Below are 24,814 nucleotides of genomic sequence, written 5' to 3' on the forward strand. Positions count from 1 at the left end.
GCGGGCCGACGTGGGATGGGGGCGGGAGTGGGGTGATGGCCGGCCGGGGCGTGGAACGCTGTGTCAGGCCGCTTCCAGGGCCTCGCCGAACTCGCGCAGCATCCGGCCGTGATGACGGTGGGCGAGTTGGTGTCCCACGGTCAGGTCCAGCGCATGGGGGGTGACGGCGCGGTCCGCCGCCCCGCTCGGCGTCGTCGCGTCGGTGTCCGGGGCGCCGCGCGGGGGGCGGGCCTCCTGTGGGGCGACGGTTGACGCGGTCATGGTTGCCATCCGATCCATCACCGGGTCACGAGCCGATCGGTGATGTGTTCCGGCATGTATGTTCCTAACTCATCCACCTTAGCCAGGGTGGTCGGACGACGCATGGCGAGTGCCGTCGGACCGCCGCGAGACCCTCTCCGCCGCAGGTCAGGTCGGCGAAGCGGACCGATATGCGTATCCCGTCGACGGGTGGTGCACTGGATGGGGGCGTTGTTGCCGACGGGGTGCGTACGCGGAGCACGGGAGGTCCGGATGATGCCTTACGCGCCTCGACCCGCGCGGCCCTTCGCTCGGCCGGACGTCCCGGCGGAGCGGGAGTTCGAGGACCGGAAGCGCGCCGTCCGAAGCGGGTGACCCTCAGTCATGGACGGCCTTCAGATCCTCCCGCTCGCCATCACCATGATGGTCGGGCCCCAGATCATCTCGGCCATCATCTTCGTGACGACGCCGAGAGCGGTCCGCGTGTCCCTGGGCTTCCTGACCGGCATCGCCGTCGCGACGACGGCGGGCGTGGCCGTCATGATGGGCATCGCCGCCGCCCTCGACAACGCAGTGGACTTCGGTGACCCCTCCGACAACGGTTCCGTCGGCCACATCATCCAGTACGTGCTGGTCGCGCTCCTGGCCGCCGCCGCGCTGAAGAACTGGCTCAAACGCGAGACCGTGGAACCGCCCAAGTGGCTCGGCACGTTGATGAACGCGGACCCCCGCAAGGCGTTCAAGGTCGCGCTGATGGTCATCCTGGCGATGCCGTCCGACCTCGTGATCATGATGACGGTGGGCGTCAACCTGATCCATGCCGACGCGTCGTTCGTCTCGGCGCTGCCGTTCATAGGCCTGACGATCCTCGTCGCGGCGCTTCCGCTGCTGATACGCCTGCTGTTGGGGCACCACGCCGAAGCGGCCATGCCCAGGATCCGCGACTGGACGAACACCCACAGCTGGCTCGTGAACATCGTCGTGTGCGTGGTCTTCATCATCCTGATCCTCGACTGACCTCGTTGACCCGCGCGCACATGCGCACATGACAGGGAGGCACACCATGGCTCAGACCACACACCCACGCCGGTCCGCGTCCCGGTCCCATCAGCGCTCCGCGTCATGGGCGAGCGGACTGGTGGCGTTCGGGGCGGTCATGCTGATGATCGGCGGCACCCTGGACGTGCTGCGCGGCATCGTGGCCATCGCCGACGACGACATCATCGTCAACACACCCGACTACGTGTTCAAGTTCGACACGACCGGGTGGGGGTGGATCCACCTGCTGCTGGGCGCCCTGGCGGTGATGGTCGGCGTCGGCCTCTTCAACGGCCGGACCTGGGCCCGCGCCGCCGGTGTCCTGCTCGCGGGCCTGCTGCTGATCACCAGCTTCCTGACCCTCCCGTACTACCCGGTCTGGTCGGTGGTCCTGATCGCGCTCTACGGCTTCATCATCTGGGCCCTGTGCACAGCGCAGCCGCGGCATTGACGAAACGGCCCTGGGCCACCGGCGCGACTGCCGCTGCGTCGTGGATCGTCGAAACCCGCCCCGGAGACCGGCTGTTCGACCAGACTTGCCGGTGGTCGTCCTGTCGAGGACGAGAAGGGGAAGGGACGGCGGGCATGGGGAACAGCGCACTTCTGGTGATGGACGTCCAACGGGACATCGTGGCCATCGCCGACGACGGTTCGACATATCTGCCGCGCCTGCGCGGAGCGATCGACGGCGCCCGCGCCGCCGGGATCCCCGTCGTCTACGTGATGATCGCGTTACCGGCGGGGGACCCCGGGGTCAGCCCCCGCAACAAGGTGATGGGCGACATCGTGCGGGCGGGCCTGTTCACCGAGGGCGCCCACGGCACCGGGATCCATGACGACGTGGCGCCGCGGGAGAGCGATGTCGTGGTCACGAAGCGGCGGGGGAGCGCGTTCTCCGGCAGCGACCTCGATCTGGTGCTCCGGGCGCGTGACATCGACAGCCTCGTCCTCACGGGCATCGCCACCAGCGCTGTGGTGCTGTCCACGCTGTGGCGCGCCGTCGACCTGGACTTCGGGGTGACGGTGCTGGCGGACGCCTGCCTCGACACGGACCCCGAGGTCCACCGCTTCCTGACGGAGAGGCTGTTCCCGCAGTGGGCGGAGGTCCTCACGGTGGAGGAGTGGCGCAAGACGATCGCTTCGGCGTAGCGAAGGAGGCGCGCCCGAACCGGACGGCCGGCGACGACTCCGGGACCGGTGCGGTGGTACTTCCGGCGTCTGCTCCCACGCTTGTCCGGTTCCGGCCTGGCCGCGCTCCCTCCCGGCCACCCCGGTCGACGGCGGTGGTGGGATGCTGGTGGCCGGGCCGGGCCTGACGCCTGCGCCCGTGATCCACACACGGAGCGAACATGCGGAACACCTCGGAGCTGCGGCCGGGAGACACCGTCCTGGTGACCGACGGCCCCTTCGCTCGCTTCACGGCCCCCGTCGTCGCCGTCGACCGAGAGCGCGGACGAGTACAGCTGACGGTGCGGATCTTCGGCGACGACACCCGCGTCGAGGTCCCCCTGGACGCGGTGGAGAAGACACCCGGAGTCTGAGGACCGCGGCCCGGCACCCCGCCGCTGCGAACGTGCGGGCGTACGGGGCAAAACGGCTGCCCCGCGAGGGAAATCGCGGGACACTACGGGACATCCGCACCGAACCCCGAAATGAGGTGAGCCGGGGGTGCGTACACCCGTAAGTGACCCCATGAAGATCGGCCCGTACAAGATAGTGGGCCGGCTCGGCTCCGGAGGGATGGGCTGGGTCTACCTCGGCCGCTCACCCGCGGGCCGGGAGGTCGCGGTCAAGGTCGCCCGACCGGAACTCGCCGCGGAACCCGAGTTCCGTGAACGTTTCGCGCGGGAGGTGGCGGCCGCCCGCGTGGTCAGCGGCGCGTACACCGCCGCCGTGGTCGACGCGGACCCGGAGGCCGAACTGCCCTGGCTCGCCACCCTGTACGTGCCCGGTCCCTCCCTCGCGGAGGCGGTCCGCGCGGACGGCCCGCTCCCCGAGGCCCAGGTGCGTTCCCTCGGCGCGGGGCTCGTCGAGGCGCTCCAGGCCATCCATGCCGCCAAGGTCGTCCACCGCGACCTCAAGCCGGCGAACGTCCTGCTGGCGAGCGACGGGCCCCGCGTCATCGACTTCGGTATCTCCCGGGTGGACGGCGCCCCGGGGCTGACCCGGGTCGGTGTCGTCGTCGGCACACCTCCGTTCATGTCGCCGGAACAGATCCGCGGTGCCCAGGTCGGGCCGCCGAGTGACGTCTTCTCGCTGGGCGGGGTGCTGGTCTACGCGCTCACCGGACGTCCCCCGCACGGCAGCGGGGAAGGGGTGCGCGTCGAGGTCGTACGCGGGAAACCCCGGCTCGACGGCGTACCCGAAGGGCTGCGGCCCCTCATCACGCGCTGCCTCGCCAAGCGGCCCGAGCAGCGGCCCCGACTGCCGGAGATCCTGGCCGAGTTGGTCACGGAGCAGCCCACGGTGGCCGCCTGGCCGCCGCCCCAGGTCGCCCGGACCATCGAGGTGCGGTACGAGGAGCTGAAGGAACGCCACCTTCGCCGTACCACCAGCGAGTCCGTGCCCTCCTGTCTGCTGCTGCACGCCCAGGCACTGCTCGATGCCGGGCTGACCGACGCCATGGTCGCCGGGGCGGTGGTCCGTGACGGTGCCTGACTCCTACCCGGGCCGTGACCCCTACCCCGGCCGTGACTCCTCCTCAGGACGCGACCCGTACGGGGGGCGGGACTCCTACGCCGGACGGGACTCGCACCCCGGCCGCGACTCGCACCCCGGGCGCGCCGAGATCTACGACCTCGGGACGCACTGGCGGCAACTCGTGCAGAACTGGGTGGCACGGCGGAATTACCACACCGTGCACGACACCGTGTCCGTCTCCCTGCAATTCGATCTCCGAGAGGCGGGGCGGACCGTCACGGTCAGATTCATGACGACCAAGAAACTCCTCGTCGCCTTCGCCACGGACGGGAATTTCCTGCGACAGGACCAACTCGCCATCGCCGCGGCCGCTTCGAACGCGTGGAATACCGAGCAACTGAACCCCATGCTGTCCGTGTGGGACGTACGCGGGCCGCGCCCATGCCTCGCCGGGGTCTGCGATCTTCCGCTGACCTGTCGTATCACCCAGGCCGACTTCGATGCCTTGGCCAATGACTGGGTGGAACGGGCGCGGCAGATGTTCAGCCGTTGTCATCAGGTGTTCAAGTTGTAGAAGTGAAACGCAAAGCGATCGACAATTGCCGGAAGTCACCCGGTGGAATTCGCCAAACCCTTCCGGCCGCCCTGCCCCCTGCTCCAGTATGGGACGGGTCTTTCAGGGCCGCGGGGGCGTGCCTTTCAGGCCACGGGGGGTTGGTGCGATGGGTGCCGTCAGGCGTTTGTCCTCTCTCGGCGTACTCATGGGGTTGCTGGTCGCCGTGGTGCCGCTGGGGCACGGTTCGGCCGCGGCCGAGGGGCGGTGCGAAGGCCCTCTCGCCCCTTGGCTGGAGTGCTGGGCGGCGCACCTCGAAAAGAGCGGCACACCCCATGTCGTCAGGCTCGGCGAGCAACTGTCCCTGGTCGAGGGCGAGGACCAGCAGCGCATCCTGACGGAGGGCGTCGAGAAGCGCCGGCACCAACTCGTCGTGGAGGTGCCCGAGGACGGCCGGACGGGCGACGGGGGCACGGCCCTGCTGATCCTGGCCGGGGGCCGTATGGTCCATCCCCGCGCGAAGATCGACCGCATACCGCGGTGGGCCGTCGACAAGCTGGACGAGGCGGGCGTCTGCGTCCCGGAGCCCCTGTGCAACGACCTCACCGAGGGCGACAGTCAGGCTCCCCCGCTGGACGGGGAGTATCTGATCGAACAGGGCTACGTCGCGGACCTCTCCGTCCACATCGACGCCGTCACCCCGCTGGATCCGGACTCCCACGCGTCCGGATCCGGCAACGCCGACGACAATGACGGCAAGGGCGACCAGGGCAAGGGCGACCGGCGCGATGACGGCCGCGGGAACGGCGACGCACAGGCCGACGGCGACACCGCGGAGACCGCCGGGGACAGCACCTCCTGGGCCGTGCTCTGGATGGGCCTGCTCCTCGCGTTGCTGCTCCTCGCCTTCGCCGTCGTGATCCGGCGCTCGCGCGGCCCCGTCGCCGTCGGACATCGCACGGGCCCCGGGCGGGCGGCCGCCATGCCGCCCGGGGGCGGCGCGCGCCGCCGCGAACGCCGGGAGCCGCGGCCCGTCGAAGGGCGCGCCGCCGGCCCCGCCGCAGGCGGCGGTGACGAGCGCACCACCCGGCTGCGCGTCGCGCCGACCGCGCGTCACGGACGCCAGGTGAGCGCCCGCCCCTCCCACACCCGTACCGCCGTCGTCCGCACCGAACTGCACCCCCAGGGCTACGTCGAACTCGACCGGGTGCTCTACCGGGCCGTATGGGCCGAGGCCGGGCGGCCGCCGCCCGTGCCCGGCGGGCTCGTCGACGTCGCCGAGGCACCCGAACGCGACTCCGACGTCCTGTACGCCTTCCCGCCCACCGCCGCCCGCCACGCCAAGGGCACCCCCCGCTAGGCCGAGCCGCCAGCCCCACCCGCACCCGCACCCGCAACCCCACCCGCAGGCGCACGCGCACCGAGCACCGAGCACCGAGCACGAAGACGGAAACACCAGGGGGAAGAACGATGCACAGCGAATACCCGCCCACCATGCCGGCGGAGTACGCCGACATCGAGTTCGAGAACAACGCCCAGCGCATGCCGCTCGTGCTGTGCCTCGACACCTCCAGCTCCATGGCGGGCGCGCCGATCCAGGCGCTGAACAACGCGCTCGCCGAGTGGACCCGCGAACTCCACGACGACGTCAGCCTCAGCTACAGCGTGGAGGTCGCCGTCGTCACCTTCGGCGGCCAGGGCGTCGGCGCCTGGCGCGGGCCCCAACTGCTCGACCCTCGCACCCGGATGAGCCCCTTCATCCCCGCGCACGCCTTCCAGGCACCGCAGCTGACGGCCGCCGGGGTCACCCTGATGACCGAGGCGCTGGAGCTGTCGATGCACATCGTCGCGGCCCGCAAGGCGGAGTTGAGGGCGTCCGGGCTGCAGTACTACCGGCCGCAGATCTGCCTCGTCACGGACGGACTGCCGACCGACCCGACCGGTCACCTCACCGACTCCTGGCACCGGCTGATACCCGTCCTCGCCGAGGAGCAGCGCTCCCGCCGGTTCCGGCTGTACGCCATCGGCGTGGGCGGCATCACGGACCGGGGGGAGCAGGTGCTGCAGGCGTTCGCGCCCAAGTTCAACGCGCGGTTGCAGGGGTTCCCGTTCCGGGAGCTGCTCCAGATGATGTCCGCCAGCGCCAACGCCGAGCAGAAGGGGGCGGGGGACGAGGTGTTCGAGAAGATCTTCAGCCAGTTCAAGACCCAGCGCCCGGCCTGGGAGGCGTGAGGTGGGCGTCCCGTCGTGGCGCGTCCACGGGCTCAGCGTCGAGGGGTACCGGCACCGCCGTCAGGGCCTGCCCTGCCAGGACGCCTGCGGCTATGTCACCACCCCCGCCGTCGCCGTCCTCGCGGTCGCCGACGGCGCCGGCAGCCGGCCGCGCTCGGAGGAGGGCTCGCGGCTGGCGGTGAAGCTCGCCGCCGAGCACTTCGCGCGGCGGGCCGGCGCCTCCGTGGAGGTGCAGCCCGGGGAGGCCGTGCACGAGCTGCTGCGGGACGCGTTGCGGGACGTCAGCGACGACTTCCTGGACCGGACGGGCAGTGACGCGCCCGACTTCGCCACCACCCTGACCGTGGTCGTGCTGGCGCCCGGCTGGCTCGGGCATCTGACCGTCGGGGACGGGTTCGTCGTCGTACGGGCGGGGACCGAGGACGGGGAACGGCAGTTCCATCTGCTGCCGCAGGCGGCAGCGGTCAGCGAGTACAGCAACGAGACGGTGTTCCTGACCTCACCGGACGCGGCCCGCTGGACGCACACCGACTGCGTCTCGGACGACGGCGTCGACGGGGTGCTGCTCTCCACGGACGGCCTCGCCCAGGCCATGCTCACCCGGTCGGCGGGCGGCGCCCCGTCCCCGAACACCTCCTTCGCCGACGCCGTCTTCCGCTCCCTCGACACCGCGTCCGACGACGCCGACGGCAACCTCGCCGCCCTTCTGCGCTCCGACCGCCTCACCGCCCTGAACGCCGACGACAAGACCCTGCTGCGAGCCGTCCGCACGAGCCGCGGATGACGGCGCCGACGCCGGTCCGCCCCAGAGAGCACCCGGAGGTACGGCCATGAGCGGCCGCACGGTCTTCCTCGACGGCAAGGCGGTCAGGCTCGCCGAGCAGCCCCTCAAGGGGGGCGGGCAGGCGGCCGTGTTTCCCGTGGAGGGCGACGCCGGGATCGTCGTCAAGATCTACCGCGACCCGCCCGGACCCGACCAGGAACGGCGGCTGGCCCGCATGCTCACCATGTCCCCGCTGGCCGCCCGCCCGACCGACGCCAACCAGCCGCCCGAGCTGGCCTGGCCGACGGCGATGGCGCGCGGCACGAACGGCGAGTTCCTCGGGTACGCGATGCGCCGCTTCGGCGAACCCCAGCACGTGCAGCTCGTGGGTCTGTTCACCCGCGTCCAGCGGCTGAAGCTCTTCCCGGACCGGGCCGACTGGCGGTTCCTGCTCGGCGTCGCCTGGAACCTCGCCTTCATGACGGCCCGGATGCACCACGACAACCTCGTCATCGGCGACTTCTCCAGCAGCAACGTCGTCGTCGACGGCAACGGCTTCGTCACCTTCCTCGACTGCGACTCCATCGCCTTCACCGACCCGGCCACCGGCGAGCTGTTCCCCTGCCTGATGCACACCACCGACTACTCGGCCCCCGAACGGCAGGCCGGCGGCCCCGCCACCCGGCAGAGCGACGACTTCGCCCTGGCCGTCCTCGTCTACCAGCTGCTCACCGCGGGCAACCACCCCTTCGGCGGGGTCCCGCACGAGAGCACCTCCGAGTCGACGGTCAAGGACAACATCGCCGCGAGCATCTCCTACGTCGTCCGCCCGGAGATGGTCATCATCCCGCGCGGCACCGTCGACCCCTCCGTCCTGCCACCCGAGCTCCTCACCCTCGCCAGGACCGCCTTCGGCCCCGGCGTCCAGACCCCCACCGCCCGGCCCCCGGCCGAGGCGTGGCTGCGCGCCCTCGACAAGGAACGCGGGCAGGTGCGGTCGTGCACGGTACGGCCCCTGCACACCTACGGCTCCCATCTGCCGACCTGCCCCTGGTGCACCCGGATCGCCGTGACCGGGCACGACGTGTTCAACGGGCCCCGGCCGGCCCCGGTCCCGGGAGTGCCGCCCGTCCCGGACCAGCCCCCGTCCCCGTACGCCGCCCTGAAGGTGCTCGGCGTGGTGATCGCGGTGGTGCTGCTGATCGTGATCCTGGCGAACATCGGCTGAGCCGGGGCACCCGGTGGCCGTGGGCCGACCCGGCCGGGGTTCAGCCCGAGCGGTCCTCCAGGTAGCGGGTGTGCGACTCCTGCCGGCGCGCCTCGGTGTCCCGCAGGGCCGCCGCCAGCCGCTCCAACTCGTCGTGCAGCAGGGCCAGCTGGCGCTCCAGATGGCGCTCGGGGGGTTCCGTGCCGGGGGTCAGACGGGTCCACCAGCGGGTGCGGACATAGGTGTCGACGGCCTCGGGCACGTCCTGCCGCACCGCCCGGGACAGGGTGTGGACGCCCTCGGGGTCCTGGCCCAGGATCTCGGCGACCCAGCCGGGGTCGAGCAGGGCCGTCAGCAGCTCCGTCAGCTCGGTGAGGCGCCCGGCGGCCGCCGGCGGCAGCTCGATGCCGGCGAGGTAGCCGCCCAGCCGGCCGAAGTCGGCGCGGACCTCGTCGAGCTGGGCGGACGGGTCCGGGAAGTCGGGCACCGGCGGGCGCTCCGGCGGGGCGAGCAGCGCGCCCGCGCCGTACAGACCGGCGACCACGACCGGCCAGTACGGGCCCGCCACCCCAGCGAAGGTCAGCCCGAGTCCCACCACCCCGAGGGCGCCGCCGGTGAGGTTCTTCCGGGACTCGACGTACGCCATGAACCTACTGGTAGCCACGGATCTCCTCGAAGGCGCCGTCCAGCGAGCCCCGCCGGGCGTCGAAGAGACGGCCGCCGGTCAGGTCGGCGATGTGCTCCAGTTCGTCCCTGTCGGAGTCGCCGAAGAGGATCGGGAAGACGGGGACGCGCTGCTCGGCGGCGGGCAGCCGCTGGTAGAAGGCGTCGAAGTCCGCCGGGCTCGCGCCCTCGGTGTTCTCGCCGTCCGTCATCAGCACGATCGAGGTGAACGTGTCCCGGTCGGCGGCCCCGAGGTGCTCGTACGCCTTGCGCAGCGAGGTGTAGATGGCGGTGTCGCCGGAGGCGGACAGCTTCCGGGTGTCGGCGCGGATGCCGTCCAGCCCCGCCTTCGGGTCCGACGGCCGGACCACATGGGTCCGCACGCTCTTCACGTCCGACCCGAACGGCATCAGCGTGACCTCCTCCCGGTCCCGGAAGTCGCCGGTCAGCTCGGTGAGGGCGTCCTTCAGCCGGTCCAGACGGTCGCCCTCCATCGAGCCCGAGGTGTCGAGGACGTACACGGTCCGGGACGGGCGGCGCAGCTCGTTCTCGTACGCGTCGATCAGCCCGTCGGCGACGGACCGGCTGCCGGGGAAGGGCAGTTCACGGCGCCGGGTGGTGTCGAGGCCCGCGGCGGGGCGGACCGAGGGGACGACCGGGCGGCGCAGGGTCTTCTCGGTGATCAGCCGCTGGGTGTCCGGGGCGCGCAGGGCGTCGGTGAGGCGCCGCACGTCGTCCCGGACGTCCTTGCCGGTCGACGCGAGGGAGGAGAGCGGGTAGTCGGCGGTGACGACCCCGTCGCGCGGGCGGATCACCGTCAGGTCCTTCCGCGCCTTCAGCACCGACTCGTAGTTGAGCAGCGCGTCGACGTCGCCGCGCCGGTCGTAGGCCGCGGCCAGCCAGCCCGACGAGCCCGAGGTCAGCTTCTGCCCCTGGAAGAACTCCTTCAGCCGGGGCGTCGCCCGCGTCACGTCCGTGTCGGTGAGCGCGGACTGGGCGCCGGAGAGCCCGGAGGCCACCGAGACGAGGGTGGAGAAGCCGGAGTGGGAGCGGGCCGGGTCCGTCATGCCGTACGTGAGGCCGCCGTCCGCGACGGCCTCCTCGATGTCCGACCAGGTGACGCTGTCCGGCTTCCAGCCCAGCTTCCGTACGGTCGCGCCCTTCACACCGATCGCCACCGGGCTGGACATCACCGGGGTCTCCGACACGATCCGCTTCGCCGCGTCCGGCCGCAGCCGCAGATAGTCGTTGGACGACAGCCACACGGCGTCGTAGGAGTCCTCGGCCCGGCCCTCGCCGAGCAGTTCCACGGCGTCCAGGGTGCCCATGTAGGTGGGCCGCACCGTGATGCCCGTGTCCTTCTCGACCCGCTCCAGCACCGGCTTCATGTCGGCGAGTTCGCTGGAAGCGAGGACGCGCAGGGTGCCGGGGACGTAGGTGTCCGGGTCGGAGGGGGTCTCGGTGGAGGTCGTGCATCCGGCCGTCGCCAGGGCCAGCGCGAGGGCGGCGGCAGCGCGGGAGGCCGACAGGGTCCGTCTCATATGAGCCCACCCCCTTCGAGGACGCCCTGCGAGCGGCTGCGCTCCAAGTAGCGTCCGGCGCCCTGCAGTTCGGCCGTCAGGGACTCCACCGTCGCGGCCATGGTCTCGGTCGCCTGCGCCTTGTACGTGTCGATGGTGTCGAGGGTGCGGTAGATCTGCTGGAAGGCCGAGCGGAGGGTCTCCGCGCCGACGGCCGGGTCGGCGGCGATGCGCTGGATCTCACCGCTCTGGGTGGCGAGCATCTCGGCGTTGCCGCGGATGAGGTCCTCGGTCGTGCCGCGCAACGCGTTCACCTGGTCGACGACCTTGCGCTGGGTGTCGAGGGCCGAGGCCAGCATCACGGAGATGCGCAGCGCCGAGACCGTGGTCGTGGCGGCCCGGTCGACGCCCTTGATCAGCTCCTCGTTGTTGCGGCGGACGACGTCCATGGCCAGATAGCCCTGGGCGCAGACGGCCAGCTGGGTGAGCAGGTCCTGGTGCTTCTGCCGGACGGGGAAGAGTACGTCGGCGCGCAGGGTGTCGGCCTGCTGCGGGTCGGCGGCGGCGATGTGCGCCTCGACGGCCGTGTCCAGGGCCTCCGTCAGGACCACGTACTCCTGGAGCTTGCCCATGGTCTCCCACAGGCGGACCCGCTCCGTCTGCAACGCGGCGCTGTCCCGCCGCAGTTCGTCCTGCCCGCCGCGCAGCGAACCCACGATGCGGTTGAGGGTGCCCTGCGCGGAGGCGTACTTGGCGACGTGGTCGCGCAGCCGGTTGCCGCCCGGCAGCCGGGACAGGAGCTTGCGGCCCTTGCCGGCGGGCAGGTCCCGCGGGTCCAGGTCCTCGACCACACGCCGCAGTTCGACGAGCGAGCCGGCGACCTGCGACTGGGCGTCCCCGCCCTTGCCGGGCAGGCTGCGGACGGTCCGCTCCAGCATGCGGTTGGACTGCGCGGCGGCCGTGCGTATCTCGCCCGCGCCGAGCGCCGCGATCTCCCCGACCTTCCCCGCGAACTCCGGTGACCGGGCGTCGAGCGCGGCCAGCGACCGGACGTACTCCTCGGCCTTCCTGGCCATGTCCGACCGTACGGACTCCTCGACCGGCACGAGTCCGCCGGCCTTCTCCCGGGGCACGGCCGTGACCGGCTCGGGCGGGGTGAGGGTGAAGCTGTCTTCCGTTGTCATGGTTGGTGTTCCCCCGTGGTTCAGCGGCCCCGCGCCCGGCGCGCCATCTCGTGCAGCACCTCGGAGGTGGGCACGGGCGCCTGCCGGACGGTGAGCCGAGGCGTCAGATACGTGGTGAGGCCGGCTGTCGCGGCCGTGAACTCCTTCGCCGAGCCCTGCGGCCGGAACCCGTGCCGGGCCGCCAGGCGGCGCAACTCCGGGTCAGTGCCCAGCAGTTCACCGAGGGCCCGGCCCTCGTCCGTGACGGGCACGACGGTGTGGTCGCTGTTGACGGTGGTGTCCGGGTAGAGGACGACCAGGTCGTCGACCTTCTGGCCGTCGGCGAGCAGGGCGGCGACCTGGGACTCGTAGACGAGGACGAGCGGGTTGCCGACCCCGCTGACGAAGTCGCGGAACGCCGCGTCGCTGCTCGGTTGCTGGGCGCCCTGGACGCTGATCAGGTCGTGCAGGAGGGGCGCGGTCCTCTTGATGTCCGCCTCGCTCGCGACGACCCGTCCGTCATTGGCGACGTTGGAGACCGCGGCGAGGTAGAGGGCCCCCGAGTTGGAGGTCGTCGGGTCGGTGGTGGCGATGTAGAGGAGCCCCGCCAGCTCACCGTGCTTGTCCGCCCCCTTGAGCTGCTGCCAGGTGCGGCCGGTGTGGGCCGCGTCGACGTAGGCGCCCATGTCGAGGACGCCGCGGTCCTTCTCCAGCGTGGCCAGGCCGTTGCGGCTCAGCACCTCGGCGGCGCCCCGGTGGGCGACCACGACGAGGGGGGAGTAGTAGGGCCGGGGCAGCGGTTCGCGTACCTGGTACTTCGCGGCCAGTTCGTCGGCGGGGGCCTTGCTGGAGGGGAAGGCGAAGTCGTACCCCTTCAGGTCGAGCCCGTCCATGGCCCAGGAGCCCGATGTCTCCGTCCTCACGGTGTAGCCCTCGGCGGCCAGGGCCTTCACCACCTCCGGGTCGGCGAAGAACTCCGCCTTCTCCGACCCGATCACTCCACGCACGGTCTTCGTTGCCGTGCTCGTGTCCCCGGTGTCCCGGCCCGCCACGACGGCTGCCACCACGCCGCCGATCAGCAGGACCGCGAGGACGATCCCTGCGATGCGTCTCACACCGAGGAGCGTGCTCGCGGAATCGGACGTTCCGGGGCGGTACGGGTGAACACGGGGTGAAGCCGCCGTCCCGGAACGCAACCGGAACGGGCACCGCCGCTCAGAGGGAGGGGGCGGGGGAGGGGGGAGGCGGGGAGCGGCCGGGACTCTTCGGCGGCGCGGGGCGTCGTGCGGTGCTGTGGCGCCCGGTCCGCGCGTCGCTGCGGGTGCACGCGGACCGGGGCCGTCGGCGGGAGCGGCGGCTCGGGGGGTGTGCCGCCCGCTCGGGGTGTGCCGGACGGGGTGTCAGTGGGCGGCCAGGGGCTCGGCGGCGGTGCGGGCGTCGACGCGCTCGGCGGCGCGGGGCGTTGTGCGGTGCTGTGGCGCCCGGTCCGCGCGTCGCTGCGGGTGCACGCGGACCGGGGCCGTCGGCGGGAGCGGCGGCTCGGGGGGTGTGCCGCCTGCTCGGGGTGTGCCGGGCGGGGTGTCAGCGGGCGGCCAGCTCGCGGGCGGCCAGGGGCTCGGCGGCGGTGCGGGCGTCGACGCGCTCGGCGGCGGCGTGGGCGTCCATGCGCTCGGCGGTCAGGATCGCGGCCGCGGTGTCGGCGCGGGAGGCGGCGACCACGAGAGCGCGCCCGGCGAGGGTGTGCGCGCGCCGGTGCAGCCCGGCGACATCGCGCTCGGGGCCGCCGGCCGGCACGGACGACCGGACGGGCGGGCGGCCGCCGCGCAGCCGGGCCACCTGCTCGGACAGCCGCTCGGCGGCCGTGTCGAGGTCGGCGGTGGGGGCCAGGGCGCGCAGCTCGTCGGTCACCGCGAGCAGGGCGGCCAGATGGCCGGCGAGCTGGATGTCCAGCTCCTCCTCACGCGAACGGTGGGGGAAGTCGGAGGAGGTCGTGCCGGCCATCGTGTGGACCGACTTGGTGCGGATCGGCTCGTACATGGGATGGCCTCCAAGCTCGCTCTCGGAGAACCAGCCTACATTAGATTCCGTCTAAAGTTGAGCGAGGTCCGGAAGTCTCCCGGTTGGACGCCTCAGGGCTGGCCGTAGCCGTCCAGGAAGTTCCCGATCCGGGTGATCGCCGACCTCAGATCGGCCACGGTCGGCAGGGTCACCACGCGGAAGTGGTCCGGCTCGGGCCAGTTGAAGCCGGTGCCCTGGACGACCATGATCTTCTCCTGGCGGAGCAGATCGAGGACCATCCGCCGGTCGTCCTTGATCTTGAAGACATCGGGGTCGAGCCGCGGGAACAGATACAGCGCCCCCTTCGGCTTCACGCACGTCACGCCCGGGATCTGCGTCAGCAGGTCGTACGCGACGTCCCGCTGCTCCTTCAGGCGCCCGCCCGGCAGCACCAGGTCGTTGATCGTCTGGCGTCCGCTGAGCGCGGCGACCACTCCGTGCTGCCCCGGCATGTTGGCGCACAGCCGCATGTTCGCCAGGATCGTCAGGCCCTCGATGTAGGAGTCGGCGTGCGCGCGGGGGCCGGAGATCGACATCCAGCCGACGCGGTAGCCCGCGACCCGGTACGCCTTCGACATGCCGTTGAAGGTCAGCGTCAGCAGGTCCGGGGCGACCGCGGCCGTCGGGGTGTGTGTGGCGCCGTCGTAGAGGATCTTGTCGTAGATCTCGTCGGAGCAGATGAGGAGGTTGTGGCGGCGCGCGATGTCCGTGAGGCCGCGGATCATCGCCTCGTCGTACACCGCGCCCGTCGGGTTGTTGGGGTTGATGATGACGAGCGCCTTGGTGCGGTCGGTGACCTTGCGCTCGATGTCGGCGAGGTCCGGCATCCAGTCGGACTGCTCGTCGCAGCGGTAGTGGACCGCGGTGCCGCCGGACAGCGACACCGCCGCCGTCCACAGCGGATAGTCCGGGGCCGGTACGAGCACCTCGTCACCGTCGTCCAGCAGGCCCTGCATCGCCATGACGATCAGCTCGGAGACGCCGTTGCCGATGAAGACGTGCTCGACGTCCGTCTCGATGCCGAGGGTCTGGTTGTGCATGACGACCGCCCGGCGCGCCGCCAGGAGGCCCTTCGCGTCGCCGTAGCCGTGGGCCGACGACACATTGCGGAGGATGTCCTCCAGGATCTCCGGCGGGCACTCGAAGCCGAAGGCGGCCGGATTGCCCGTGTTCAGCTTGAGGATGCGGTGACCGGCAGCCTCCAGCCGCATCGCCTCCTCGAGCACCGGGCCCCGGATCTCGTAACAGACGTTGGCGAGCTTGGTCGACTGGATCACCTGCATGTCCGTGAGCTTACGACCCGGTAACGCCTCGTGGGTCGTGTTTTCCACCACGTGAGACCCCGGCGCTATGTGCCGAAATGTTCCTCCGCTGTCCCTGAGCGCCACTCCTCCCTAGAATCCGCCCCCAGGTCCGGCCGCCCCCCACACGGCTCCAGGGCACATGAGATGAAGGCGATGAAAAGCAATGAATGGGGCGATCGGGTGAACGGGGTGAACGGGGTGAGCGGTGTGGGCCAGGACGGTGAGACCTCCCAGGAACCGCCGAACGTGTACCACCCGCTCGGCGACCCCTCCGTGACGCCCGCCTACGACGCCTTCCCCGACCCCGCCGCCGCCCACGGCTGGCAGAACGCCTACGACGACACCGTGCAGCTGGACGAGGTCGTGCTGGACGACCTCCGGGAGAGACGCGCGGACGCCCCCGCCGGAACCGGCGCCCCCTCCGCCTCGGGGGCGGACGGGACGTACGAGGGTGACCTGTACACGCCCGACCCGTACGCGCCCGACCCGTACGCGCCCGACCCCTACGCGCCGGACGGGCCGTCCCCGCACCGCGGCGCGGACCCCGGCGGGCGTCGCGCGCGGCCGCCGGGTGGCCGCCGGGCGGCGCTCGGACGGCGCCGGGCCCGGCGGCGCGGGGTCCTGATCGCGGGCGGCGTCGCCGCGGCCGTGCTCGTGGGTGCCGTGGCGGCAGGGCTCGCCGGTGGCGGCTCCTCGGACGAGGAGGGACCGAGCGGTCCGGCGACCAAGGGGTCCGCGCCGGCCGACGGCCGGTCCGGCGGCGGGGGAGCGGCCACACCGTCGGCGGACGCGTCCTCCGACACGGGGCGGACACCATCGCCCTCCGCGTCACCGAACGAGGCGTCCGCGACTCCGTCCCCGTCGTCCCCCGAGCCCACCACCCCGACCCCGACACCCACACGCTCCACGACAGCGCCCGCGACCCCCTCCCCGACAACCGACCCGGGCCGAGGCAACTCGGGAGGCAACCAGGGCCGCGGCCAGGGAGCGACGAAGGGGCCGAGGTAGGCGCGCGGGGGCCGGGGGTGATTTCGCCGACGACGGCGCCGCCGCCGTCGGCGGCGGCAGCGGGTTGGTTCCGGCGAGGTGGCCCCCGCGCCAGTCCCATGAACCGCCCCCGTTCCGAATCCCCCCATCCCCCTGCGAAACCCCAACTTCCCCTGGCTGAGCGCCATTCGGCCGGAACCAAGTCCTTGCTCGGTCGTCACACCGCCCTCACAATGCGCATGACAAACTGCGGTGGCCGGAAGATCTCCTGTCACTCACGTAGAGCAAGAGAGGGACCCCCACATGAGAAAGCCTCTCGTTGCCGCGCTGTTCGCCCTGGTGATCACCGGGGCGGGCGCGGCACCGGCGGTCGCGGCACCCCAGGCCGCACCGGAACCCGCGGCGGGGACCGTGAAGACGGCGGTCGCCGGCGTCGTCGACGCGGCGAACAAGGCCGTGGCCGACGCCGCGTCCCGGGTGGCCCCGGCGGACTCCGCGGCCCGGGCCGTGAACTTCGCGGGCACCGTCTCGCTCAGCAACTGCTCCGGCTCGGTCGTCCGGATGCCGAACGCCGAGGACGACGACCCGGCCCTGGTGATGACCAACGGCCACTGCCTGGAGACCGGCTTCCCCGACCCCGGTGAGGTCCTCGTCGACCGCGCCTCCACCCGCTCCTTCGGCCTCCTCAACTCGGCCGGCACCCGCGTCGCCACCCTCCGCGCCAACCGGATCGTGTACGGCACGATGACCGACACCGACATGGCGCTGTACCGGCTCACCACCACCTACGGGCAGATCAAGAGCGCGTACGGGATCAACGCGCTGGTCTTCGACACGGCCCGCCCCGCCGTGGGCACCGACATCACGGTCGTCTCCGGCTACTGGAAGCGGACCTACGCCTGCGACGTCGACGGCTACGCGTACCGCCTCAAGGAAGGCGTGTGGACCTGGAAGGACTCGGTCCGCTACACCTCCGCCTGCAAGACCATCGGCGGCACCTCCGGCTCGCCCGTGCTCGACAACGCCACCGGCAAGGTCGTGGCCGTCAACAACACGGGCAACGAGGACGGCGGGCGCTGCACCGACAACAACCCGTGCGAGGTCGACGCGAACGGCACCGTCACCGTCCGCGAGGGCATCAACTACGGCCAGCAGACCTGGCACGTCCCGGCCTGCTTCGGCGCCGACAGCAAGCTCGACCTGACCCGCAGCGGCTGCATACTCCCCAGGCCGTAACCCGCGAGGCGCCGCGCCCTCTCAGGGGGCGCGGCGGACCGCCCGCCCCGCCAGCACGTCCGTACGCCGGCCGTCCTCGATCGCGAAACGGCCGTCGACGAGGACGTACGGGATACCGGTGGGCAGGGTGCGCGGGGCCTCGTACGTCGACCCGGCGGCGACCGTCGCCGGGTCGAGGAGGACGAGGTCGGCGCGGTACCCCTCGCGGACCAGCCCCCGGTCGGGCAGCCGCAGCCGGGCGGCGGGCCGCGAGGTGAGGTGGGCGACGCACTCCTCCAGGGACAGCACCCCCAACTCCCGTACGTACCGTCCCAGATAGTGCGGGAACGTGCCGTACGTGCGCGGATGCGGCTTGGCGCCGCGCAGGATGCCGTCCGAGCCGCCGGTGTGCGCCCGGTGGCGCATGATCGCGCGCACGTTCTCCTCGTGACCGACGTGCTGGAGGATCGTCGACCCCAGCCGGTCCTCGACGAGCAGCCGCCGCGCCGTCACCCACGGTTCCTCGCCGCGCGCGTCGGCGGACTCCTGGACCGTCCGGCCGACGTACGACGACAGCGCCGGGTCGGCGGTCCCCGAGACCTCGATCGTGTCCCACTCGACCGGCACCCCGTGGCACCCGTCGGCGCCGACCACCTCCAGGTCGTACCGGATGCGCGCGGCCGTGTCCTCGTCCCTCAGCCGCGCCAGGACCGCCTCCGGCCCGCCCGCGCTCGCCCAACCGGGCAGCAGCGCCCCGAGGGTCGTGCAGCCGGGGGTGTACGGGTAGGTGTCGAGGGTGATGTCGGCGCCCGCCGCGAGCGCGTCGTCGAGGAGCGCCAGCAGCTCGGGGGCACGACCCTCGTTCACGCCGAAGTTCAGGGTGGCGTGGGCGAGATGGAGGGCGCAGCCGGCCTCACGCGTCAGGGCGACCATCTCCGCGTACGCCCGGAGCGCGCCCGCCCCGTACGAGCGGTGATGCGGGCAGTAGTAGCCGCCGTACTCGGCGACCACCCGGCACAGCTCGGTGAGTTCGGCGTCCTCGGCGTACATGCCGGGTGTGTACGTCAGCCCCGACGACATGCCGACCGCGCCCTCGCGCAGCCCGTCCGCGACCAACCCCCGCATACGGTCCAGCTCCTGAGGCGTGGCCTCCCGGTCCTCCCACCCCATGGCGAGCATCCGCACGGTGCCCTGCGGGACGAGGTAGGCGGCGTTCACGGCGATGCCCTCGCCGTCGAAGCCGTGGTCGAGGCGGTCCAGGTACCCGCCGACCGAACGCCAGCTGAAGTCGATGTCCTCGCCGTAGCCGTTCCAGCCGGTGATCGCCCGCCGTACCTCTTCGAGGGTCCGGTCGTCGACCGGCGCGTACGACAGCCCGTCCTGCCCGATGACCTCCAGGGTCACGCCCTGGGCGACCTTCGCGGTGTGCTCGGGGTCGCGCAGCAGGGCCAGGTCGCTGTGCGCGTGCATGTCGACGAAGCCGGGCGTGAGGACCAGCCCCTCGACGTCGAGCTCCCGGCGGGCGGAGGGCCGCTGGCACCCGGCCGCTGCGGCCTCCTGCACGATGGAGGTGATCCTGCCGTCCGCCACGACCACGTCGGCGCGGTAGGAGGGGCCGCCGGAGCCGTCGACCACCTCGGCGTCACGCAGGACGACGTCGTCCATCTCTGCCACCTTTCGAGAACCAGGGAGCGGGAGAACCCGGCGACCCTCAGAAGTACGTGCGCACGTACTCCACGACCGTCCCGTCCGCCTCCACCACCGGGATCAGCTTCCACTTGTCGAACGACGTGCACGGGTGGGACAGCCCGAGTCCCACCCAGTCCCCGACCGACAGCGCGGCCCCCGCCTCCGTCCGCAGCCAGGCGTGCTGGTCGGACAGGCCCGTCACGGCGATGCCGCCGCCCGCGTCCCTTACCTCGCCCGACCCGGCGTCCCGCACCACCTCCACCGTCGGCAGATCGAGGTCGTACGCGGCGTCCCGCTTGCCGGCGTTCACGAACGCCTGCTCGGGGGACGGGCGGGAGACGACCTGGGCCCACAGCCGGAACGCGGGCTCCAGGGCGCCTTCCTCGGGTACCCGGTTGAACGGGGTCAGACGCCGGTAGTGCCCGGCGTCGTGCGAGACGTACGCCCCGGACCGCAGCAGCTTCAGCACGGGCGCCGACAGCTCGGGGATGCCGGCGAACACCTCCGCCACCGCGTCGAACCACGCGCTGCCGCCCGCGCTGACGACGATCTCCTCCAGCCCGGCGAACCGCCCGGCCTCGTCGAAGTCGACGGCCAGGGCGACCAGCCGCCGCAGCCAGGCGCCCACCCGCCCCGGATCGGCGTCCGGCACCTCGCCCTCGTACCCGGCAACGCCCACCAGCCGCAGCGTCTCCACCCCGGTCACCGCGTCCGCGACCACCGCGCACTCCGCCTCCGTGCGGACCCCGGTCCGCGCGCCTTCGCCCGCGGCGAGCTCCACCACCACGTCCAGCGGGCGCGCGCAGCCCCGCAGCGCCGCGTCCATCAGCTCCACGCCCCGCACGGAGTCGACGTAACAGACGAGCCGGAACGACGGATCGGCCGCCATCTCGGCCGCGATCCAGCGCAGCGCCACCGGGTCCACCACCTCGTTGGCGAGGAACACCCGCTCGATCCCGAACTCCCTCGCCACCCGCACCTGGTGCGGCACGGCGAGCGTGATGCCCCAGGCCCCCCGCTCGGTCTGCCGCCAGAACAGCCGCGGCGCCATCGACGTCTTCCCGTGCGGCGCGAAGGCCAGCCCGTGCCGCACGGAGTACGCCTCCATCAGCGCCAGGTTGTGCTCCAGCCGCTCGGCGGAAAGAGCGAGCACGGGCGTGGTGAACCCACCGGTGAACAGGTTCCGGCGCTGCCCGGCCAGCTCCTCCACCGTCAGCCCGTCGGCGTCCGGCGGGAGGCCCTTGAAGCGGTGGTCGACGCGTTCGGCGGCGAGACGGGCGAGCGCTTCGACACCCATGAGAGCCTCCCTGACATGCTCCGTTGCAAGAACTGCAACATCCATTGCATATGTCGCTCACGGCTGTCTAACATCCACGCGAGCACCGGGTCAACGGTGCCACCCCACGACGAGGACCATCGTGACGATCCACGGACTCCCCGGCGCCGTCGACGTCGCCGCGCTCGGCGAGTCCATGGTCACCTTCCTCCCCACCCGCCCTTGCGCGTCCTCGACCCACCCCGCACCGGAAGGCGCCCCACCCCGCACCGGAAGGCGCCCCACCCGCACCCCCACGCCCCCGCCACCCCGGACGAGATCACCTTCGTGCCGTCCCCGGACGTGGCCGTCGTCTCCCCCACAGGCCCAGGCGACGCCTTCGCCGCCGGCTTCCTCTCCGCCACCCTCCGCGGCCTGCCTTCCAAGGCCCTCCTCCGCCACGGCCACCTCGTGGCCGCCGCCGCCCTCACCCCCCCGGCGACCTCGGCACCACGCCCACCCGCCACCACGCCGACCATCTGGCAGCCCTGGACGACACCACGTGGGGGACACTGCGACTCGCCCCCGGCTGGACCCAGGCCCCGGACCGGGCCGACGAGGAGGTACGCACCCCATGAGCCAGACCGTCGACCGCGCGCTCAGCATCCTGCCGCTGCTCGCCGAGGGTCCGGCCGACCTCGGCCAGGTCGCCGCCCGCCTCGGGGTCCACAAGTCCACGGCCCTGCGCCTCCTGCGCACCCTCCACGAGCACGGCCTCGTCTACCGCCAGTCCGACCAGCGCTACCGCCTCGGCGCCCGCCTCTTCGCCCTCGCCCAGGAGGCCGTGGAGAACCTCGACATCCGCGACATCGCCCACCCCCACCTCGTACGCCTCAACGAACAGTGCGGCCACACCGTCCACCTGGCCGTCCACGAGGAGAGCGAGGTCCTCTACATCGACAAGGTCGAGAGCCGCTACCCGGTCCGCATGTACTCCCGGATCGGCAAGCCGGTCGCCCTCACGGTCGCCGCCGTCGCCAAGCTGTGCCTCGCCGACCTCCCCGAGGCCGAGCGCCGCGCCCTCGCCGAGAAGCTCGACTACCCCATGTACACGTCCCGTTCGACCCCGAACGCCGCCGCCTTCCTGAAGGAGCTGGCGAAGGTCCGCGACCAGGGCTGGGCCACCGACCTCGGCGGTCACGAGGAGTCGATCAACTGCGTCGCCGCCCCTATCCGGGGCACCGACGGCCGGGTGGTCGCCGCGATGTCGGTCTCCGCCCCCAACGTCGTCGTCACCGCCGACGAACTCCTCACCCTGCTCCCGCTGGTGCGCCGGACGGCGGACGCGATCAGCGACGAGTACTCCGGCAGAACCCCGACGACGGACCCCGTCTGAACGACAGAACCCTCTGAACGACAGAACCCGCCTGAACGACACAACCCTCTGAACGACAAGAACCCCGTCTCAACGACAAGGCCCCCCGGATGACCGAGAAGACCGCCCTGACCCCCAAGACCCACACCACCCCGCCGGCCAAGTTCTCCCACGGCGTACGCAAGGGCAACCTCCTCCAGGTCGCCGGCCAGGTCGGCTTCCTCCCCGCCGTGGAGGGGCAGCCCCCCACCCCTGCGGGCCCGGCCCTCCGCGACCAGACCCTCCAGACCCTCGCCAACGTCAAGGCGATCCTGGAGGAGGGCGGCGCCACCTGGGACGACGTGATGATGATCCGCGTCTACCTCACGGACGTCGATCACTTCGCCGAGATGAACACGATCTACGACGAGTACTTCGAGCACCACCTGACGGAGGCCGCGCCGGCCCGCACCACGGTCTACGTGGGCCTCCCGCAGGGCCTCCTGATCGAAATCGACGCGCTGGCAGTGCTGAACGCCTGAACGCGTGAACGCCTGAACGGCCGCAGATACGGACATATGCCGGGCCGACTGTTCCCGGCACAGGATCGTCGACCATACTGCCCGCTGTGGAGCAGCGCATTGGTTCGAAAAGCCAGCCCCTGGCCGCCGCCGCGGTCGACCCGTCGCACATCCCCGGACTCACGGCGCCCGTGTCCGTGACGAAGGAGAAGCAGGAGGAGCCGGAGGACATCAAGCCGACGGAATCCGCCGAGCAGGCGGAGACCGTGCAAGGGGACGGGGCTGCCCCGACCGGTGGGACCACCGCCAAGGCCACCGTCAAGCCCGATGCCGATGCCGAGGCCGAGCCCGACACCGAGGCGGACGACGAGGCCGATGCCACGGCCGCCGGCGAGGAGGAGGCCGTCGAGGGCCCCGTCTTCGAGGCCGCCGACCGCCGCGCCAGGATCGTCGCCGACCACCGGGGCGTACGGCTCCGGCTGGACGACCAGGAGTGCGAGTTCCGCTGGGACGAGATCGGCGCGATCGAGACGGAGTCCCCCCGTTTCGGGAAGCGGTTCACCGTCACGGTCCACACCCCCGACCGCCGCTGGTACCCCATCGAGATCGAGGCGAAGGCCAAGTCCGAGCACGCCCAGTGGGAGACCCGGATCGACGAGGTCCTGGACGCGTACTTCGAGGACGGCGACAACAAGGAGAAGACCCCCGCCGACCCCGGGGACCAGGACGACAAGTAGGCGCGCGGGGAACCGCGAGGCCGCCACGACGGGCCCGCAGTTCCCCGCTCACCGAACCGACGACCGGCGCCCGGCAACCGGCGCCCGGCAACCGGCGCCCGGCAACCGACTGCCGACGACCGGCGTCAGCCCTCTAGCAGTACTGCGCCTCCTTGCCGATGGACCGGTACATGCAGTCCGAGTTCTCCAGCAGCTGCAGCACGGCGTCCCGGTTGCGCGCCGTCTCCCGGGCGATCACCTCGTCGGGCGGGTAGAAGCCGCCCCCGCCGGCGGACGACGGGTACATCTCGAAGGTGTAGCCGAAGATCTTCTGGTTGCCCCACAGCCAGTCGTCGATCGACCCGTCCGTGATGTAGAGGTCACTGGACTGCTCGGGCGTGTACCCGTTGCTCGCGGCCATCTTCCCGCCGACCGTCGCGAAGGCGTTGCGGTCGTCGGCCGTCATCCCGGTCGTCGTGTCCGCGCCCGTGTACCCGAAGGGCCACAGCACCAGCTCGCTGTACGTGTGGAAGTCGATGCCCGTCTTGATCTGCTGCACCCCGCCGACGACCCGGCTGCGGACGAAGTTCGCGACGACCTTCACCTCGGGCGCGGACTCGGCGGACGGACCGCGGTAGGTCTCCGAGGACGGCGAGCCGGAGGAACCGCCGCAGCAGCCCCAGCGGTAGTTCCAGTTGCGGTTCATGTCGGTACCGACGTACGACGAACCGCTGTTGGGCTGGCGGTTCTTGCGCCACGAGCGGTACGAGCCGGTGGCGATGTCGTACTCGCCGCCGTCCGGGTTGAGGTCCGGGATGATCCAGATCTCGCGGTTGTTCACCATGTTGGTGACCCGGGAGTCGGTGCCGTAGTCGGAGGTCAGCTCGTTCAGGAGGTAGAGCGCCATCTCGACGGTGAGGTGCTCGCGGGCGTGCTGGTGGTGGGTGAACAGCACCTCGGGCTCGGCCTCGTCGGTGCCCACGTTGTCGCTGATCTTGATGGCGACGATGTTCCGGCCCTGGTACGAGGTGCCGATGACCCGCTGGCTGGCGATGGAACTGTTCGCCGCGACCACGGAGTTGATCTCGTTCGTCATCTCCGCGTAGTTGTGGTAGCGGGAGTCGGCGGACGGGAAGTCGAAGAGCCGTACGTCGTCCTCGCCGCGCGACCGGTCCGGCACGGCGCCGAGCGGGGTGACCTCGTAGCCCTGGGCCTTGAGCTTCTTGATCTGGTCCGCGCGGCCGGAGACGAAGACCGAGTGGTCGTCGGCGTCGTCCACCGAGACGCCGGCCTTCTGGAGCGCCGTGCGGGACGCGATGTCCGAGTGCATGTGGACCTCGTACTGGCGGATGTCGTCCGCCGATGCCTTCGGACGTTCGGCGCTGGTCGCCGTCGCGTCGGTGGTGGTCGCGGCGACCGGCGCGGCGAGCGCCATCGCCAGCAGGCCGACCAGGGCGGCGGTGCGGCGGCCGGATCTCCTGCCCGTGCCGTCGGGCAGCGCTGATCTGCCGCGAATGCGGAGTCGCATGAGTCTCCTACTTTCTCCAGGAATTCCGGGGTCTCCGGAGTGGGGAGTGGAGCGGGGGGTGGATCCTTGCGACGTGCCTCCGGCCCGCCGATGACCGTGGGGTGATCGTCGGGCGCTGGTGCGGGTGTGGCGCTCATGGTGCGGCTCTGGCATGACCAGGTCAAGAGT

At 71.8% G+C, this 24,814-nt stretch carries 25 protein-coding genes and 1 pseudogene; 16 read left to right on the forward strand and 10 right to left on the reverse strand.

Annotated features, from left to right (window positions below; translation table 11 throughout):
• Positions 1 to 63: 63 nt before the first annotated feature.
• A complete protein-coding gene (locus ACZ4Z2_RS10245; protein ID WP_468074294.1) occupies positions 64 to 261 on the reverse strand; it encodes a hypothetical protein in 198 nt (65 codons plus the stop codon).
• A 363-nt stretch (positions 262 to 624) separates the two neighbouring features.
• On the opposite strand from ACZ4Z2_RS10245, the gene ACZ4Z2_RS10250 reads away from it, so the two are divergent.
• From ACZ4Z2_RS10250 to ACZ4Z2_RS10295, 10 genes are all read left to right on the forward strand, one after another.
• Entirely contained in the window at positions 625 to 1,257 is a 633-nt protein-coding gene (locus ACZ4Z2_RS10250; RefSeq protein ID WP_468074295.1) for a GAP family protein, read from the forward strand.
• A gap of 46 nt (positions 1,258 to 1,303) precedes the next feature.
• Positions 1,304 to 1,729: a DUF7144 family membrane protein gene (locus ACZ4Z2_RS10255; RefSeq protein ID WP_468074297.1), complete on the forward strand. Its 426-nt coding sequence runs from the start codon at positions 1,304 to 1,306 to the stop codon at positions 1,727 to 1,729.
• A 134-nt stretch (positions 1,730 to 1,863) separates the two neighbouring features.
• The gene (locus ACZ4Z2_RS10260) at positions 1,864 to 2,427 is read left to right on the forward strand and encodes a cysteine hydrolase family protein (protein ID WP_468074299.1); all 564 of its coding nucleotides are present in this window, start codon (positions 1,864 to 1,866) and stop codon (positions 2,425 to 2,427) included.
• Between the two features lie 200 nt (positions 2,428 to 2,627).
• Complete coding sequence (locus ACZ4Z2_RS10265; RefSeq protein ID WP_468074301.1) at positions 2,628 to 2,819, forward strand: KOW motif-containing protein; 192 nt, start codon at positions 2,628 to 2,630, stop codon at positions 2,817 to 2,819.
• A gap of 127 nt (positions 2,820 to 2,946) precedes the next feature.
• Entirely contained in the window at positions 2,947 to 3,936 is a 990-nt protein-coding gene (locus ACZ4Z2_RS10270) for a serine/threonine-protein kinase (protein WP_468074303.1), read from the forward strand.
• Between the two features lie 271 nt (positions 3,937 to 4,207).
• On the forward strand, positions 4,208 to 4,492 hold the full coding sequence (locus ACZ4Z2_RS10275) for a hypothetical protein (protein ID WP_359697328.1): 285 nt from the start codon (positions 4,208 to 4,210) through the stop codon (positions 4,490 to 4,492).
• A 166-nt stretch (positions 4,493 to 4,658) separates the two neighbouring features.
• A complete protein-coding gene (locus ACZ4Z2_RS10280) occupies positions 4,659 to 5,831 on the forward strand; it encodes a hypothetical protein (protein WP_468074305.1) in 1,173 nt (390 codons plus the stop codon).
• A 110-nt stretch (positions 5,832 to 5,941) separates the two neighbouring features.
• The gene (locus tag ACZ4Z2_RS10285) at positions 5,942 to 6,703 is read left to right on the forward strand and encodes a vWA domain-containing protein (RefSeq protein ID WP_468074307.1); all 762 of its coding nucleotides are present in this window, start codon (positions 5,942 to 5,944) and stop codon (positions 6,701 to 6,703) included.
• Position 6,704: 1 nt separating this feature from the next.
• Positions 6,705 to 7,487: a PP2C family serine/threonine-protein phosphatase gene (locus ACZ4Z2_RS10290; RefSeq protein WP_468074309.1), complete on the forward strand. Its 783-nt coding sequence runs from the start codon at positions 6,705 to 6,707 to the stop codon at positions 7,485 to 7,487.
• A 46-nt stretch (positions 7,488 to 7,533) separates the two neighbouring features.
• The gene (locus ACZ4Z2_RS10295; protein ID WP_468074311.1) at positions 7,534 to 8,694 is read left to right on the forward strand and encodes a hypothetical protein; all 1,161 of its coding nucleotides are present in this window, start codon (positions 7,534 to 7,536) and stop codon (positions 8,692 to 8,694) included.
• Positions 8,695 to 8,734: 40 nt separating this feature from the next.
• Here the strand turns inward: ACZ4Z2_RS10295 and ACZ4Z2_RS10300 are convergent, their stop codons facing one another.
• The 6 genes from ACZ4Z2_RS10300 to ACZ4Z2_RS10325 all read right to left on the reverse strand — a co-directional run bounded on the left by ACZ4Z2_RS10300 (position 8,735) and on the right by ACZ4Z2_RS10325 (position 15,360).
• Positions 8,735 to 9,319 carry a hypothetical protein gene (locus ACZ4Z2_RS10300; protein ID WP_468074685.1) on the reverse strand — a complete coding sequence of 195 codons (585 nt, stop codon included), beginning with the start codon at positions 9,317 to 9,319 and terminating at the stop codon, positions 8,735 to 8,737.
• A gap of 4 nt (positions 9,320 to 9,323) precedes the next feature.
• On the reverse strand, positions 9,324 to 10,877 hold the full coding sequence (locus ACZ4Z2_RS10305) for a substrate-binding and vWA domain-containing protein (RefSeq protein WP_468074313.1): 1,554 nt from the start codon (positions 10,875 to 10,877) through the stop codon (positions 9,324 to 9,326).
• A complete protein-coding gene (locus tag ACZ4Z2_RS10310; protein ID WP_468074315.1) occupies positions 10,874 to 12,040 on the reverse strand; it encodes a toxic anion resistance protein in 1,167 nt (388 codons plus the stop codon). The genes ACZ4Z2_RS10305 and ACZ4Z2_RS10310 overlap by 4 nt, the downstream gene beginning before the upstream one ends.
• Before the next feature lie 20 nt (positions 12,041 to 12,060).
• Positions 12,061 to 13,134: a substrate-binding domain-containing protein gene (locus tag ACZ4Z2_RS10315; RefSeq protein WP_468074317.1), complete on the reverse strand. Its 1,074-nt coding sequence runs from the start codon at positions 13,132 to 13,134 to the stop codon at positions 12,061 to 12,063.
• A gap of 466 nt (positions 13,135 to 13,600) precedes the next feature.
• On the reverse strand, positions 13,601 to 14,056 hold the full coding sequence (locus ACZ4Z2_RS10320) for an SCO4983 family protein (protein WP_468074319.1): 456 nt from the start codon (positions 14,054 to 14,056) through the stop codon (positions 13,601 to 13,603).
• A gap of 92 nt (positions 14,057 to 14,148) precedes the next feature.
• Positions 14,149 to 15,360 carry a pyridoxal phosphate-dependent aminotransferase gene (locus ACZ4Z2_RS10325; protein ID WP_468074321.1) on the reverse strand — a complete coding sequence of 404 codons (1,212 nt, stop codon included), beginning with the start codon at positions 15,358 to 15,360 and terminating at the stop codon, positions 14,149 to 14,151.
• A 174-nt stretch (positions 15,361 to 15,534) separates the two neighbouring features.
• Between ACZ4Z2_RS10325 and ACZ4Z2_RS10330 the strand changes: the two genes are divergently transcribed.
• Positions 15,535 to 16,389, forward strand: a complete 855-nt coding sequence (locus tag ACZ4Z2_RS10330) for a hypothetical protein (protein WP_468074323.1) — start codon at positions 15,535 to 15,537, stop codon at positions 16,387 to 16,389.
• Positions 16,390 to 16,671: 282 nt separating this feature from the next.
• Positions 16,672 to 17,604, forward strand: coding sequence for a trypsin-like serine peptidase (locus tag ACZ4Z2_RS10335; protein ID WP_468074325.1), 933 nt, complete (start codon positions 16,672 to 16,674; stop codon positions 17,602 to 17,604).
• A gap of 21 nt (positions 17,605 to 17,625) precedes the next feature.
• Here the strand turns inward: ACZ4Z2_RS10335 and ACZ4Z2_RS10340 are convergent, their stop codons facing one another.
• Together ACZ4Z2_RS10340 and ACZ4Z2_RS10345 are read right to left on the reverse strand one after the other, a co-directional pair.
• Entirely contained in the window at positions 17,626 to 19,248 is a 1,623-nt protein-coding gene (locus tag ACZ4Z2_RS10340) for an N-acyl-D-amino-acid deacylase family protein (RefSeq protein ID WP_468074327.1), read from the reverse strand.
• 46 nt (positions 19,249 to 19,294) lie between these two features.
• Positions 19,295 to 20,569: an amino acid deaminase gene (locus tag ACZ4Z2_RS10345; protein ID WP_468074329.1), complete on the reverse strand. Its 1,275-nt coding sequence runs from the start codon at positions 20,567 to 20,569 to the stop codon at positions 19,295 to 19,297.
• Between the two features lie 294 nt (positions 20,570 to 20,863).
• On the opposite strand from ACZ4Z2_RS10345, the pseudogene ACZ4Z2_RS10350 reads away from it, so the two are divergent.
• From ACZ4Z2_RS10350 to ACZ4Z2_RS10365, 4 genes and pseudogenes are all read left to right on the forward strand, one after another.
• A pseudogene (locus tag ACZ4Z2_RS10350) lies at positions 20,864 to 21,165 on the forward strand (PfkB family carbohydrate kinase); the annotation flags it as partial.
• Positions 21,162 to 21,923: an IclR family transcriptional regulator gene (locus ACZ4Z2_RS10355; protein ID WP_468074331.1), complete on the forward strand. Its 762-nt coding sequence runs from the start codon at positions 21,162 to 21,164 to the stop codon at positions 21,921 to 21,923. The pseudogene ACZ4Z2_RS10350 and the gene ACZ4Z2_RS10355, both read left to right, overlap by 4 nt.
• Before the next feature lie 89 nt (positions 21,924 to 22,012).
• Entirely contained in the window at positions 22,013 to 22,423 is a 411-nt protein-coding gene (locus ACZ4Z2_RS10360; protein ID WP_468074333.1) for a RidA family protein, read from the forward strand.
• Between the two features lie 86 nt (positions 22,424 to 22,509).
• Positions 22,510 to 23,139, forward strand: a complete 630-nt coding sequence (locus ACZ4Z2_RS10365) for a hypothetical protein (RefSeq protein WP_468074334.1) — start codon at positions 22,510 to 22,512, stop codon at positions 23,137 to 23,139.
• Positions 23,140 to 23,272: 133 nt separating this feature from the next.
• Here the strand turns inward: ACZ4Z2_RS10365 and ACZ4Z2_RS10370 are convergent, their stop codons facing one another.
• Entirely contained in the window at positions 23,273 to 24,646 is a 1,374-nt protein-coding gene (locus ACZ4Z2_RS10370; protein ID WP_468074336.1) for a M14 family metallopeptidase, read from the reverse strand.
• Positions 24,647 to 24,814 lie beyond the last annotated feature (168 nt).

The sequence above is a fragment of the Streptomyces sp. NPDC030183 genome, from assembly GCF_055573455.1.

Bases quoted from the DNA above. Each gene is read 5' to 3' on its own strand.
- ACZ4Z2_RS10245 (WP_468074294.1), bottom strand. From the start codon at position 261: ATGACCGCGTCAACCGTCGCCCCACAGGAGGCCCGCCCCCCGCGCGGC.
- ACZ4Z2_RS10250 (WP_468074295.1), top strand. From the start codon at position 625: ATGGACGGCCTTCAGATCCTCCCGCTCGCCATCACCATGATGGTCGGG.
- ACZ4Z2_RS10255 (WP_468074297.1), top strand. From the start codon at position 1,304: ATGGCTCAGACCACACACCCACGCCGGTCCGCGTCCCGGTCCCATCAG.
- ACZ4Z2_RS10260 (WP_468074299.1), top strand. From the start codon at position 1,864: ATGGGGAACAGCGCACTTCTGGTGATGGACGTCCAACGGGACATCGTG.
- ACZ4Z2_RS10265 (WP_468074301.1), top strand. From the start codon at position 2,628: ATGCGGAACACCTCGGAGCTGCGGCCGGGAGACACCGTCCTGGTGACC.
- ACZ4Z2_RS10275 (WP_359697328.1), top strand. From the start codon at position 4,208: ATGACGACCAAGAAACTCCTCGTCGCCTTCGCCACGGACGGGAATTTC.
- ACZ4Z2_RS10285 (WP_468074307.1), top strand. From the start codon at position 5,942: ATGCACAGCGAATACCCGCCCACCATGCCGGCGGAGTACGCCGACATC.
- ACZ4Z2_RS10295 (WP_468074311.1), top strand. From the start codon at position 7,534: ATGAGCGGCCGCACGGTCTTCCTCGACGGCAAGGCGGTCAGGCTCGCC.
- ACZ4Z2_RS10300 (WP_468074685.1), bottom strand. From the start codon at position 9,319: ATGGCGTACGTCGAGTCCCGGAAGAACCTCACCGGCGGCGCCCTCGGG.
- ACZ4Z2_RS10305 (WP_468074313.1), bottom strand. From the start codon at position 10,877: ATGAGACGGACCCTGTCGGCCTCCCGCGCTGCCGCCGCCCTCGCGCTG.
- ACZ4Z2_RS10310 (WP_468074315.1), bottom strand. From the start codon at position 12,040: ATGACAACGGAAGACAGCTTCACCCTCACCCCGCCCGAGCCGGTCACG.
- ACZ4Z2_RS10320 (WP_468074319.1), bottom strand. From the start codon at position 14,056: ATGTACGAGCCGATCCGCACCAAGTCGGTCCACACGATGGCCGGCACG.
- ACZ4Z2_RS10325 (WP_468074321.1), bottom strand. From the start codon at position 15,360: ATGCAGGTGATCCAGTCGACCAAGCTCGCCAACGTCTGTTACGAGATC.
- ACZ4Z2_RS10330 (WP_468074323.1), top strand. From the start codon at position 15,535: ATGAAAAGCAATGAATGGGGCGATCGGGTGAACGGGGTGAACGGGGTG.
- ACZ4Z2_RS10335 (WP_468074325.1), top strand. From the start codon at position 16,672: ATGAGAAAGCCTCTCGTTGCCGCGCTGTTCGCCCTGGTGATCACCGGG.
- ACZ4Z2_RS10340 (WP_468074327.1), bottom strand. From the start codon at position 19,248: ATGGACGACGTCGTCCTGCGTGACGCCGAGGTGGTCGACGGCTCCGGC.
- ACZ4Z2_RS10345 (WP_468074329.1), bottom strand. From the start codon at position 20,569: ATGGGTGTCGAAGCGCTCGCCCGTCTCGCCGCCGAACGCGTCGACCAC.
- ACZ4Z2_RS10355 (WP_468074331.1), top strand. From the start codon at position 21,162: ATGAGCCAGACCGTCGACCGCGCGCTCAGCATCCTGCCGCTGCTCGCC.
- ACZ4Z2_RS10360 (WP_468074333.1), top strand. From the start codon at position 22,013: ATGACCGAGAAGACCGCCCTGACCCCCAAGACCCACACCACCCCGCCG.
- ACZ4Z2_RS10370 (WP_468074336.1), bottom strand. From the start codon at position 24,646: ATGCGACTCCGCATTCGCGGCAGATCAGCGCTGCCCGACGGCACGGGC.